9 protein-coding genes are annotated in these 12,894 nt (G+C 46.4%); 1 reads left to right on the forward strand and 8 read right to left on the reverse strand.

All coding sequences use genetic code 11. The features are described from left to right. Positions 1–95: 95 nt before the first annotated feature. Positions 96–1,811 carry a methyl-accepting chemotaxis protein gene (locus tag H4O21_RS17900; protein ID WP_182810252.1) on the reverse strand — a complete coding sequence of 572 codons (1,716 nt, stop codon included), beginning with the start codon at positions 1,809–1,811 and terminating at the stop codon, positions 96–98. A gap of 291 nt (positions 1,812–2,102) precedes the next feature. Beyond that, positions 2,103–3,161, reverse strand: a complete 1,059-nt coding sequence (locus tag H4O21_RS17905) for a ribonuclease Z (RefSeq protein WP_182810253.1) — start codon at positions 3,159–3,161, stop codon at positions 2,103–2,105. A 497-nt stretch (positions 3,162–3,658) separates the two neighbouring features. On the opposite strand from H4O21_RS17905, the gene H4O21_RS17910 reads away from it, so the two are divergent. Next, complete coding sequence (locus H4O21_RS17910; RefSeq protein ID WP_182810254.1) at positions 3,659–5,815, forward strand: hypothetical protein; 2,157 nt, start codon at positions 3,659–3,661, stop codon at positions 5,813–5,815. Between the two features lie 124 nt (positions 5,816–5,939). Here H4O21_RS17910 and H4O21_RS17915 read toward each other — a convergent pair whose 3' ends face one another. The 6 genes from H4O21_RS17915 to H4O21_RS17940 form a co-directional block, all read right to left on the reverse strand. Beyond that, positions 5,940–7,613, reverse strand: coding sequence for a methyl-accepting chemotaxis protein (locus tag H4O21_RS17915; RefSeq protein ID WP_182810255.1), 1,674 nt, complete (start codon positions 7,611–7,613; stop codon positions 5,940–5,942). 287 nt (positions 7,614–7,900) lie between these two features. After that, entirely contained in the window at positions 7,901–8,380 is a 480-nt protein-coding gene (gene msrB, locus H4O21_RS17920; protein ID WP_182810256.1) for a peptide-methionine (R)-S-oxide reductase MsrB, read from the reverse strand. 194 nt (positions 8,381–8,574) lie between these two features. Beyond that, positions 8,575–10,011 carry a siroheme synthase CysG gene (gene cysG / locus H4O21_RS17925; RefSeq protein ID WP_182810257.1) on the reverse strand — a complete coding sequence of 479 codons (1,437 nt, stop codon included), beginning with the start codon at positions 10,009–10,011 and terminating at the stop codon, positions 8,575–8,577. A 311-nt stretch (positions 10,012–10,322) separates the two neighbouring features. After that, positions 10,323–11,597, reverse strand: a complete 1,275-nt coding sequence (gene serS / locus H4O21_RS17930) for a serine--tRNA ligase (protein WP_182810258.1) — start codon at positions 11,595–11,597, stop codon at positions 10,323–10,325. Between the two features lie 39 nt (positions 11,598–11,636). Beyond that, positions 11,637–12,014: a fluoride efflux transporter CrcB gene (gene crcB / locus H4O21_RS17935; RefSeq protein WP_182810259.1), complete on the reverse strand. Its 378-nt coding sequence runs from the start codon at positions 12,012–12,014 to the stop codon at positions 11,637–11,639. Between the two features lie 322 nt (positions 12,015–12,336). Next, positions 12,337–12,891 (reverse strand): hemerythrin domain-containing protein, encoded by a 555-nt coding sequence (locus tag H4O21_RS17940; protein WP_182810260.1) that lies wholly within the window; start codon positions 12,889–12,891, stop codon positions 12,337–12,339. Positions 12,892–12,894 lie beyond the last annotated feature (3 nt).

The raw sequence follows: 12,894 nt of genomic DNA on the forward strand, positions 1-12,894 counted from the left end.
TCATTTTATCAGTGAAACAGCACTGCCAGATTTATCATCCCCTGCCATCATTAAACAATCATCACAGCATTAGCAACATCAGGAAGCACAATACATCAAACTTTGAAGTGAGATACCAGCTGCTTCAGACCATCGGCCATTTTTGCCAGTTCAGCACCGGTTTCAGCAGTCTGCTCCGCAGCCGTTGCATTCTGATGAGCCCAGTCACCTACACTGACAGCTTTCTGATTCAGACTCTGTACCACCCGATTCTGTTCTTCTGATGCAGCAGCGATCCGGCTGCTGATATCATTGACAATATTAGCGACATTGCTGAGTAACTGACCAACCTCTTCAGCCTGAGAGACCACATCTCCGGCTTTCAGACGACTTTGTTCCATACTGCCCGTCGCCTGACGAGCTCCGTCCTGTAGCTGCTCAATAATAGTATTAATTTCCAGGGTTGACTCCTGAGTACGCCCGGCCAGCACCCTCACCTCATCGGCAACGACGGCAAAACCACGACCAGACTCACCAGCTCGCGCCGCCTCAATCGCCGCATTCAATGCCAGTAAGTTAGTCTGATCCGCAATACCACGAATCACTTCCAGCACACTGGAAATCGTCTCAGCCTGAGACTCCAGCGCCGTAATATCCTGAGAAGCCTGCTGTAACTGGGAAGACAAATCACTAATATCATTGACAGCATTAGTCATCAGAGCATCACAGCTACGAGTCTCACGGTCAGCTTCACGGGCTGACTCCGATACCGAGCTGACACTCTCTGCTACATGATTAACGGTCTGTCCCATGTTATTCAGGGTTGCAACCAGGTGTTCTGTTTCCCGCTGTTGCTGACGAGTGCTGGCACTGGTATCAGACATAATCTGCGCCAGCTCATCGGAAGCACCGGATAACTGGCGCGTCACATCATGAACCTTCTGCACCATAGAGCGCAGCGCCTGTTGCATACCAATCATGGTCTGTTGCAAATGGGCAATTTCATCTTTCCCCTGGACGTTAATGGCTACGGTCAGATCACCGCCTGCAATCCGGTTCATCTCTTTACCTGTTGCTTCCAGACGGGAAACAACATTTCTGACAACAATCCAGCTTAGTATCAGCCCAACCAGCATGGCAATAATGATACTGGTGACCTGAACGCTAAGCGCTTCTCTTTCATGCTGCACAGCACGCTCTGAAGCCTGAAAAGTAAAAGTTTCAATCTCTTTTAACAAGCCTTTCAGGATTCCATCCAGCTGTTCTTCTTCTTTTTCAACCTTCTCAGCAAGGTGTTCTCCTGCCTCCGTTTGTTCACTACGAAGAAAGTTAAATACCTGGCTGGCCTTGTGCTCAAAAGAAGCATGATATTGCTTCACATCGCTCAGTTTACTCAGAACCATACTGAATTCCTGCCTCTCTTCAGCGGTATGCGATTTATTCACCGCCTCACTGGCAATGCTCTGGGCCTGAGCTATTTCCTGGCCAATTAACTGACTCAGCTCTGAAAATTCAGATTGTTCCTGTTGAAAGTGCTGACGTACATTACCAGGATCAACAGATTTAAAACCTTCAGAACCGGCTATTGGCAGTAAAATACCGTATTTCACAGCACGTTCGAAATGGATAGCCTGTTCCAGCTGATGCTCTGTGACCAGAGTAATTTTTTCTGTCAGAGCAATATCCTGATATGTAATGGACTCCAGCTCATCTCCAATTTCTGACATTGAGAAAATGGCTTGTAATGAAGTCAACAACAGAATGATTAAAAGAATTGCAGTACTGCCCATCACCTTTGTTCGGGTAGACAAGTTATTTAACAAAGTATCCATGGTCATCTCCTAGAACCAATAGGACCAAACGGAACATACGACTACCGGGCGATAATAAGCAGCCCTCAGACAGGTCTTTTCCGATTGCTTGTTATTTTTTAAGAGTATTTGTATCTAATTTATGCAGTTGAGGGGAAAACAGGCGGGAACAATAACAAAAACTGAATATTATGTCCTACTGATTTCTGAGCAAAGTCACACACTTTATGGCATATTTTTTACCAAAGGACACCAGAAACCTCAGATTGCGTTACTTTTGGCATCACCCGGAAACACTCCAGTCTGTTCTTTTTACCCATCACGAGTCACCCTCCCTTCTCTGTCGATACTGAATCTGGCCAGATCTTCTGCAAGAAAAAGATCCCCTGCATAAACAGATCGTGCTTCCTGCTCAATTTCATCAATGCATCGGTCTGCAGGCTTTGTCGCCTTAAACAGGTATCGGGAGCTGAAGTGAGTCAGAATAAGCGCTTTCAGACCTTGCACTTCAGCAAAAGAGGCTACTTGCCGTGCACAACTATGACCAGGTCCTGGACCGACTTTACCCAGTACATCTTCCGTGTAAGTTGCTTCATGAATTAGCAGGTCAGTCTGATCGCAAGCACCCCGCAAACATTCCGGATTATCATTATCACCCGCAATCACAACAACTCGCGCAGACCGGGATCGCCCGGTGTAATTCTGGCAACTCAGAGTACGTGTTACTCCGTCCGCATCGGTGTATATCGCATCAAGTCCTTTCTGCAACCGGGCAAAGTGAGCTCCGGATGTAATACCATCACGACGAAGACGTTCAACATCCAGTTTAAGAGGGACATTATTTTCTTCCAGACGATAGCCCCAGCAATCAACTCTATGATTCAGGGGCCATGCCGTGATATCAAACCCCGCAATCGATAATAAAGGTCTGGCACCTGATTCTGCAGCTTCGCTCACATGGATATCCAGCTGACTAAAAAGCTGCATATGAGCAGTACTGTCTGAGACACGATCAAGAGCAATAAACTGCAGAGGAAAATGAATATGCAACTGAGTGAAAACCATTACAGCCCGTAAATATTGCAGAACGGCTTCAGGGCCTATGATTGTCAGGGCATCAGTACGACCATTCAACTGACAGGAAGCCAGCAATCCGGGCAAGCCATAGCAGTGATCACCATGAATATGGGTAATCAGAATAGCTCTGAGTCTCTGCGGTGATAACTCTGAGTGCAACAGCTGATGCTGTGTTGCTTCACCACAATCAACCAGAATCCAGTCCTTGCCTTCCTCCGGCTGAATAGCCGTTGCTGATACGTTCCTTTGTCGGGTTGGCACGCCAGATGATGTCCCCAAAAATGTAACCTTCACATTTATCCTCCTTTAAATACAGCGGCTGAAATTGAAAACGATGAATAATAAAGACTATGTCCAGAAAGCAAATTTACCTATAAAGTGATCAGCCAGACATTCTGTTACAGGATGTGCTGATAATTAGTACAAAGGACTGTCATTATCGCTGTTAGAATCTTTGATAATGAAATTGCATGAAGGATTACGCAATGCTCTGTTTTAAGGCTTTTTCGCCCCCATACCCCCCGCTTCGTTTAATAACATTGCTTATTTTCAGTATTCTGCTCACAGCATGCAATGGCGGCTCCGGCAGTAAATACCGCGGATAAGAAAGACAACACGGAACAGCTAACAGGAAGCAGACTATCTGAAAGTCTATATTCCGGATGATGCCATGTCAGTTTATCCCTTCTCTGAAATGAAACAATAACGAAAGGAGGACGTGTACTTCAGCAAATCCCCATGTCTGCTCTCACAAATTAAGTAAGACAAGCCAAATAAATAAAGGACTAATTATGAAACATTTGAAATGGTATTTAATTCCTGTTGCGGCCTCTGTGCTGGCTGGCTGTAATGGCGGCTCCGGAGGAAGTTCTGGTGGCGACACAACAGGCAACACAGATACAACGGATACGATCCGACAACCTGCGCCTGAACCTCTGACCAGCACAACACAGTTTAACGCCTATATTAAGGCCTTCCCAGAACCATCGACATCTGCCGCACAAACCAGACAACTAAGCCAGCAACCGGCTCAGTCAGTACAGGCCAGACTGATAATAGAAGATACCAACTTTGATAAAATTCGGGTCATCGACTGGCCAGCGGAATTAAATGACCAGGGTCAGCTGGTCAATACCACAGATATTTTCAATCTGCTGTACAACGACCCGGCAGAGGATGAAACTGAAACGAATTACGAAAGTGCATCTATTATTGCGAACATAGGGGATGCGCAATATTTTGGTGAGCTTCCATCCCGTATGCCTGTCAGATACAGAACATTTGAACTGGCACTGGACCCTGTATTTACAACTCAGCCTATTCCTTTACCCGACGTCACCAGTGGTTTTGTTCCACTTACTCAGCTCAGTGACTATCGAACCACCCGTGATAACCTGAAATATATGAGTACAGGTTTTTCGGCAGAAGAGCTGAACCGGTTAAAAAAACCGGTACTGGAAGTCAGTTACAATAATAAGGTCTCAAGCTTCAGGCAAAATACCTATGCCGATCCGGTTCAGTTTGCTGTTAACGCAGACAGCCTGTCTCTGAATACAATCCGGGTTCTGGATGGTAACTATCTTGCCGGTTATCTGAACCAGAGTGACACTGTATACCTGAGCAGCAACCAGACAGCTCAGCTGGAAGCCACACCACTGACTCTGGATCTGACCATTAATCAGGAGACGGTTGAACCCTCTCTGATGGTTCTGTCGTTACCAGAAATGATGACGCACGATAGCGGCTATTCTGTCAGCCTGCTCTTTTCTGATGGCACCAATCTGATCCAGTACCAGCCGGATCTGGCGAAAGTTGACGAAAATAACAGAGTAAGCTGGAATATTACTCAGCCATTAGAAGATGCAAAATACCTGTTTTTTGCCAGCGTCTACCAACAAGGTGAACTCATCAGTAGCTGTGCCGATAGTGACTCAGCGTCAGGTATCACTCAGCTAAGTTGCCGTATTGCGCTACCTCAGAGTAACTACACAGACAGTCAGAGCTATCGGGCATTAACAATCAATACTCAGGATAACCTCCAGGCCATACAACCAGGGACCGAAATCTATCTGAATGGCGAATTAGCAGCCATTACAGATCAACAGGGTCAGGCCACCATTATGGCTCGTGATCTTGAGAATATGTTTTACCTTGTGGCCAGATCTAAGGGAATGCAAGCCAGAGAATCGTTAGCTGGCAGCGAAGGCAATGTTACTCTGGCACTGACCGAACCCGTTCCTGAAGTTCCATACAGCGATCCGGAGTATCCTTCAGACATTCTGGGTGAAGGCAGGATCTGTCATGAGATAGAAGCCTCTTTCTCCGCTGAAGGCAGTGGATTATACCGACTGGATGTGGATGGCGATGGTCCTCTGGATTCATTCATCACCCACTGCCGCTACGGAAGTACTCTGGTGAAGAATAGTGGTTACGCTCAGATACCCATGTTAGCTCTGAATATGAAAACCAATACCCTCGGCAACCAGGCATATATCGAGGATGAGCTTGAGCTTAACTGGTCTGAAGAAGCAGCAAAAGGGTTATTTATCCGCCTTTCAGATACCCAGTGGAATGCGATCCGAAAACAAACCAACGGCATGAGTGTTAACATTACTGATGATACCGATCCGGATAGTACACACGGCTCCTATTCTAAAAGCAGTACAACTACATCGTTGTACACAGCTGATACAGGCAATCCCTGGCCCCCTTATCCATTCAGAGCGTGGGAAAATTCCGTCAGTCTGAAGAATAACCCTGTCAGACGTTTTTCGCTTTACTCTGCTACAGATGACGGTCTCAGTTTTCTGGCCAGAAGCTCAACCATAAGGTATGACTCTCATAAGTTTGCTCCCGAGATCTGGCCGGAAGCCGTGATATATCCGGGCTACTACTATTTTGCTCAGGCAAGAGGATATGCCGTATCCTTTTATGCCTCAGGCAGATAACCTTCTGGCAGGCAGTAGCTTAAACTCAGGCAAAGGGCTACTACATACAGCTCCAGAAATAAAAAAGGGCTACAGAAAACCTGTAGCCCTTTCTCATAATACTTCAGACTATTCGTATTAGTTGTTAACCCGGTAAATAACCGACCCTGAATCCTCCCCAATGACGCCCATTTACCAGTACAGGAACAGAAAGATCGTGCAGTACCTCTCCAGTATCTCTTTTATAAGTCTGTAGTAACAATTTCTCTTTATTCTGACCGCTACGTAACCCTGTGGTATCATTAAAGATACGTTTACTGCGGCTTTTCACCAGATCAATCTCAGGGTCTCCGGTTTCTGGCTGGTTATAGCCGTTATTATGCGTCGGCACATAACCATGATCATCAATTGTAATTGCATACGCAAAACCATTGGTTTTTAAAATATCTTCCTGAATAGAAGGTAAAATACGATCAGTAAAAGCATCAAAGCGTGTTGAATATTTCTGGGGGTGAGTGCCCTGTATCGGTTGATAATTACGATCAAAAAGATCATCCATACTCAGAGTGCCATCTGATACAGCTCGCTCAAAAGCCTCTGCGATTCGTTTTGCACCATCACGACAAGCCATGTAAGCATCCCTGTGCTGACCATCTCCAGCCTGGCGAGCAAGCTCTGCGGTCATCTTTTCTGCACCCTCCATCAGTTGCTCGGCCTGCTTTGACAGGGTGTGCATCTGACTATTGCCTTCTGTAATTTCATCTTTCAGAGAAACAATAGAAGCGGAGATGTCTTCAATATGCCCATGACTTGCACTGACGGCTTCAGCAATCCCGCTAATTTGCTGCTCGACTTCATCAAACTGATTCGCCATATCGCCCAGACGATTACCAACCGTTTCAACTTTTTCAGATCCGAATGAAATCCGGGATACCAGATCCTCAATGGTCGATACCACTTCTTGTGTACTGGATTGGATCTCCTGAACAATTTCACCCACCTGCTGGGTAGAGTCTGCTGTGCGACTGGCCAGGTTACGCACCTCATCCGCAACTACCGCAAAACCACGACCGTGCTCACCAGCACGTGCCGCCTCAATAGCAGCATTTAATGCCAGCAAATTTGTTTGCTCAGCAATGCCTTCAATAACCCTGGTAACATCCTGAATATGAACCGACTTTTCATTCAGTTCATTGATCAGTGATAGCGCATGATCGGTTCGGGAGCTGATATCTCTCATCTGGTCAATGGCTTCCTGTAGCTCATCTCTCCCGGTAAAACTATACTCCTTAGCCTGAGTCGCCAGCTCTGTCACACTACTCGCATTCACAGACACCTGATGCATGGTGACTGTAATGGATTCAACCCGGGTTGTTACCTTTTCAACCTCCTCCTGCTGTACATCAAGCCTCTTATCCATTTTATCAGCCAGATAGGAAACTTCTGCTGTTGATATAGCGGTCTGACTTGAAGTACCCGCCAAAGATTGTGCCATCAGACGTAACTTAGCAAAGCCAGCGATAAATCGCCCCAGAGGAGTACCCGTTAGCCCCTGAGAGCGTACACTTTCTCTGACTCTGACCAGATCGTCAGTCGAAAGATCTTCTTTACTGATCAGATCATGTAACAGAGAATGAGAAGAAGATACGCCGGAACGGCTGAAAAAAGAGGTCGATAAAGCAATCAAAGCGGCAATAATCAGGATAATTCCAAACCCCGTACTCAGATCCCCCGATGTTATGCCATAAATGATAGCACCCAATAATGGTATACCGGTGACAAGAGTCACCAGTGTATTAGATTTGGCCTTCTGGCTCATGTTGTTATGCTCCCGCCTGCCTGTACAGGATTGTATTTCTTGTTTTTGTATAGGGTACGCAGCACCATGATACGTGTTGCTTCCTTTCCCTTACTCTCTACTTTAGTCCAAGAAATACCACTGTTTTTGTATCATTTTGTAGTCGTTAACCATCTTTTTAGTTACCTTTTTAGAAAATCCATTTCGCAAGCGCAAAAAAACACCCACGATGAACAGTGGGTATTTTCTGACAGACAGAAGAAAAGTAACCAGCACGGGCTTACTAACAGGTTCGGGTATTCAGTTATTTATGCCGGAACAAAACGCAGCGCTATACCATTATTACACCAGCGCTTTCCGGTTGGAGCAGGCCCATCATTAAACACATGCCCCTGATGCCCTCCACAACGGGCACAGTGATATTCTGTACGCGGATAAATCAGCTTAAAATCAACAGATGTTCCGATATGGCCGTCAACAACACGAAAAAAGCTGGGCCAGCCTGTTCCACTGTCATACTTCATATCTGATGTGAATAACAGTAAATCACACCCGGCACAGCGGTATTCACCTGAACGTTTCTCGTCATTTAATGGACTGGTAAATGCTCTTTCTGTACCTTCATCTCTGAGAATATAAAATTGTTCTTTCGTCAATTTGTTACGCCACTCTTTCTCAGATAGTTCAAGAGGAACAATCTTATCGTCTGACTGATGATCAGCCTTAGCAGTAACAGAAAAAGCAGCTGGAAAACTGATCAGAGCCTGCAAAAAAGTACGTCTTTCCATTCTGGTTCGCTCCCGAAAAATAAAATACGGCTGAAGCCTGAATAAAAGCCTGTCTATAGAACAAATAGTAGTTTCTGAAGCGCTTTTATCCGGCATGTTATCTGTAAATACGAATCAGACAGAAATACAGATGCAAAAGCGGAGCTGATCAACAGCTCCGCTCAGATAAAATGGGTAAGAAAGCAGAAGAGTGATTATGAATTATCGTTCCGACGAGCCCAGAAACCACTACTGCCACCAGCCTGCTCAGGATCAAACCAGTTCAACTGTGCATGCAGAGAAACGACCTCACCAACAATAATGAGAGTAGGAGGTTCTACTTTTTTATCCGCAATATGCTCAACCATAGTGCCCAGAGTCGCAATAATATTACGCTGGTTACGGGTGGTTCCCTGCTGGATCAGAGCCATAGGAGTGTCTTCAGCACGACCATGAGCGATCAGTTGACGGGTAATCTCTGGCAAACCCACCAGTCCCATATAAAAGACAACAGTTTGTGCAGAAGAAGCCAGCTCGCTCCATGGCAGGTTAGTGGTGCCATCTTTCAGATGACCGGTCACAAAGCGCACGGACTGAGCGTAATCCCTGTGTGTCAGAGGAATACCTGCATAGGCTGCGCAACCCGCTGCGGCTGTGATGCCAGGCACGACCTGGAAAGGCACTTTGTGCTGACTCAGCTTATCAATTTCCTCCCCGCCCCGCCCAAAGATAAAGGGATCACCACCTTTCAGGCGCAGTACCCGCTTACCCTCCTGAGCCAGATCGACCAGAAGCTGGTTAATCTCCCCCTGAGGCACCGCATGATCTGCTCGAGCTTTACCTACATAGATACGTTCTGCATCGCTGCGACACAGATCAACAATTTCTGGTGCAACCAGGCGATCATATAACACCACATCAGCTTGCTGAATCAGTCTCACAGCTCTCAGAGTCAGCAATTCAGGATCACCGGGCCCGGCACCGACCAGATACACCTCCCCCTGTAACTGATCCACTTCTGCTGCCTGCAGGTTTGTCTCCAGCTGGCTATGGGCCTGCTTTTCTCTGCCGGACATCATCAGCTCACCAACAGCCCCCTGGAGCTGTTGTGACCAGAAGCGCTCTCTGATTTTGCTGACTGGAAATACCGCCCGCACTTTTTCATTCCAGGACGATACCAGCAGGCTGAGACGACCAAAGGACGCAGGAATCAGTGCTTCCAGCTTAGAACGCATAATTCTGGCCAGAACAGGCGCTTCACCGGTTGATCCTACAGCAATAACCACCGGATGACGGTCAATCAGATAAGGCAAAGAGACATTCGACATCTCCGGATGATCCGCCACATTGACCAGGCGTCCCTGGGCTTTCATTCTGATAGCCTGCTCTCTCTGCCAGTCAGCCCCACCCTCAGCAAGAATCACCAGAGGAAAACGAACCTGGTTATTCAGGGCATCATCGACACTGACCACTGATATCTTATTATCATCGATCAGTGTCTGAAGAGAATCACAGAATGTTTGCTCAGATGCCACAGCCACCAGAGTGTCAGCTCTTAGCAAAGCTTGTAGTTTTCGACGAGCCGTTTTATTGTGACCAATAATCACGGCACCGAATTCACGGGTATTTGCCATTAATGGCAGCATTTTCATAATTCAGCTTCCTGAGTACTAAAGGTTTTCAGGTCTTTCAGCAAATAGATATTTCTGGCCTTGCTGATAAGCATAGCCCGCCATTTATTATTTCAGCAGTCTGCGCCGCTTTGATAGTGGAAACAGCCTGCAGTACTCAATGCTGAAAAGAGTCATACACCTGGATTCCCTATGACCCGGCCAGGTATATCCCAGGCCTTTAATGACGTTATCAGGATTATTGCTATAAGCCTGTGAGGCCCGGATTTCAAAATGTTGTGAATAAAAAAGCGGCCCGTTGGCCGCTTTTTGCACTAAAACAGGCGGATGGATTAACCAATAACGGTTACACCACCCATATATGGCTGCAGTGCTTCTGGCACATGAATACGGCCTTCAGCATCCTGATAGTTCTCGATAACAGCCACCAGAGTACGACCTACAGCCAGACCAGAACCATTCAGTGTATGCAGCAGTTCTGGCTTATTTGTTTCCGGATTACGGAAACGGGCTTGCAAGCGACGAGCCTGGAAATCACCAAAGTTAGAGCAAGAAGAGATTTCACGATATTTCTGCTGTCCCGGCAGCCATACTTCAATGTCGTAGGTCTTAGTAGCAGAGAAGCCCAGATCGCCACCACACAAAGTCACAACACGATATGGCAGACCCAGACGCTGCAGGATTTTTTCTGCATGCCCCGTCAGCTCTTCCAGTGCCTCGAAAGATTTTGATGGCTCAACCATCTGCACCATCTCAACTTTTTCAAACTGATGCTGACGAATCATCCCGCGAGTATCACGACCATATGAACCCGCTTCACTACGGAAACAAGGTGTATGAGCCGTCATTTTAACCGGCAGATCGTTAGCTGCCAGAATCTCATCACGAGCAATGTTCGTTACCGGCACCTCTGCAGTAGGGATCAGGTAGTACTCACTTTCACCCTGCAGTTTAAAAAGATCTTCCTCAAATTTAGGTAACTGGCCGGTACCGCGCAGAGAATCCTTATTGACCATATAAGGCACATAGACCTCTTCATAGCCATGTTCTGCAGTATGAGTATCCAGCATAAACTGAGTCAGAGCACGGTGCAGGCGAGCCATAGGGCCTTTGATCGTAGCAAAACGAGAGCCAGTGATCTTTACCGCAGTTTCAAAGTCCAGCAGACCATCTCTCGCCCCCAGATCAACGTGATCTTTTGGTTCAAAATCGTACTGTTTCGGCTCACCCCAGCGACGAATCTCAACGTTATCATCTTCGCTGTCACCGGCAGGAACAGATTCATGTGGTACATTAGGAATGGTCAGCAAAATACCATTCAGCTCTTCCTGAAGCTCGCTCAGTTGCTGCTTCGCGGCATCCAGACGATCCCCCAGATCACTGACTTCAGCCAGCAGAGGCTGAATATCTTCACCGGCGGCTTTAGCCTTACCAATGGATTTGGAACGGGTATTACGCTCATTCTGCAACTGCTCAGTTTCAACCTGCAGCTCTTTACGGCGAGCTTCCAGCTCCTGCAAACGTGCAGTATCCAGCTCAAAACCACGAATTTTCAGTTTTTCCGCTACTGTTTCCAGTTCCGCGCGAATCAGCTTAGGATCAAGCATTGATCATTACCCATGTGTTATCAGTTCAATGTAATTTTGTCAGGCCAGTTGTTTGCCTAACCATATGCCAACGGCTACTGCAGCAAGACAGCAAATGACACTCAGCACTATATAGACAAGTGCAGCAGTAGTCCGTCCGCTCTGAAAAAGATTCAATGATTCCAGTGCAAAAGTCGAAAAGGTTGTAAATGCTCCGGTAAATCCGGTCATCAGTACAGCCTGCCAGTGAGGCTCCAGCTTCAGGTGCTGTACAATCAAACTGTACAGAACGCCAATCAGAACCGAACCTGCCACATTGACCAGCATGGTACCGTAAGGAAACCCTTTGCCAAACCATTGTGTCGCCAGACCAACAATCCAGTAACGCCCCATAGCACCTACAGCTCCGCCAATCGCTACAGCCAGCATCTGATTCATCAATCTGCCTCTCTGTTATCCGGCGTTACGTTCTGGTACAAGTCTTACCTGCTCTTTGTCCGGAGTTAATACACTGAAAATCAAAGAGGTAATTGTAGAGAAAACAACTGCGTAACCAAAGCCCCCTGATCAACTTTCTCTGAAATCTTTTCTGAATTCAGCGGCAAAGCCCCAATACCGCTTTTCTCGAATTACAGAAAACAGAAAAACCTCTGAAAAGGCTGCTATATCAAATTATTATTGATAACAGCTTTTCAGAGGTTTCATCTGATAGTATTTTCAGAATGCAGAGAGACACTCAGCAAGTTAACACTCTGCCTGATCAGGCGACTTCACTGTCCAGCATCAGTTCTCGATATAAACGCTTATATTCATCAGCTACATTCTCACCAAATAAAGGATCATCCTGCTCTGTTACCTGCGCTATAACACTCTGCCAGTCGTTATCTGTCATCGTATTATCAAGCATTGGAAAAATGCGTCCTTCCTCATGATTAAGATGGGCAAATTGCTGATCAATAAAACTTTCAAGACGCTCTGTATACTGATCCATAGGAACAATGGCGTCATGCAGAATATTTTCTGTCAGTAGCTGAAATGAAGCCGATGCTTCCCTGATGCTGACATGCTCCTGTTCAATCTCCTGCAATACAGCCTGCTGATCAGGATACTGTGTTTCAGCATAACGATAGATGATGTCTTCGAGAGGGTGATGATAAGCGTCAGCGTAGTCAATAATATAAGTAATCGCATCTAATAATAACTGGTAATCAGGACGCTCTCCCGACTTCAGACATGCCAGCTTTGTTTTCAGAACATCCAGTAAACGGCTCAGGTTAATATGATCCTGATGCAGTTGCGCCATGATAGTGCTCATGTG

The sequence above is a fragment of the Oceanospirillum sediminis genome (genome assembly GCF_014164585.1).
GTDB classification, from domain to species: domain Bacteria; phylum Pseudomonadota; class Gammaproteobacteria; order Pseudomonadales; family Halomonadaceae; genus Oceanospirillum; species Oceanospirillum sediminis.

Bases quoted from the DNA above. Each gene is read 5' to 3' on its own strand.
- serS (WP_182810258.1), bottom strand. From the start codon at position 11,597: ATGCTTGATCCTAAGCTGATTCGCGCGGAACTGGAAACAGTAGCGGAA.
- msrB (WP_182810256.1), bottom strand. From the start codon at position 8,380: ATGGAAAGACGTACTTTTTTGCAGGCTCTGATCAGTTTTCCAGCTGCT.
- H4O21_RS17910 (WP_182810254.1), top strand. From the start codon at position 3,659: ATGAAACATTTGAAATGGTATTTAATTCCTGTTGCGGCCTCTGTGCTG.
- H4O21_RS17940 (WP_182810260.1), bottom strand. From the start codon at position 12,891: ATGAGCACTATCATGGCGCAACTGCATCAGGATCATATTAACCTGAGC.
- H4O21_RS17915 (WP_182810255.1), bottom strand. From the start codon at position 7,613: ATGAGCCAGAAGGCCAAATCTAATACACTGGTGACTCTTGTCACCGGT.
- H4O21_RS17900 (WP_182810252.1), bottom strand. From the start codon at position 1,811: ATGGATACTTTGTTAAATAACTTGTCTACCCGAACAAAGGTGATGGGC.
- cysG (WP_182810257.1), bottom strand. From the start codon at position 10,011: ATGAAAATGCTGCCATTAATGGCAAATACCCGTGAATTCGGTGCCGTG.
- crcB (WP_182810259.1), bottom strand. From the start codon at position 12,014: ATGAATCAGATGCTGGCTGTAGCGATTGGCGGAGCTGTAGGTGCTATG.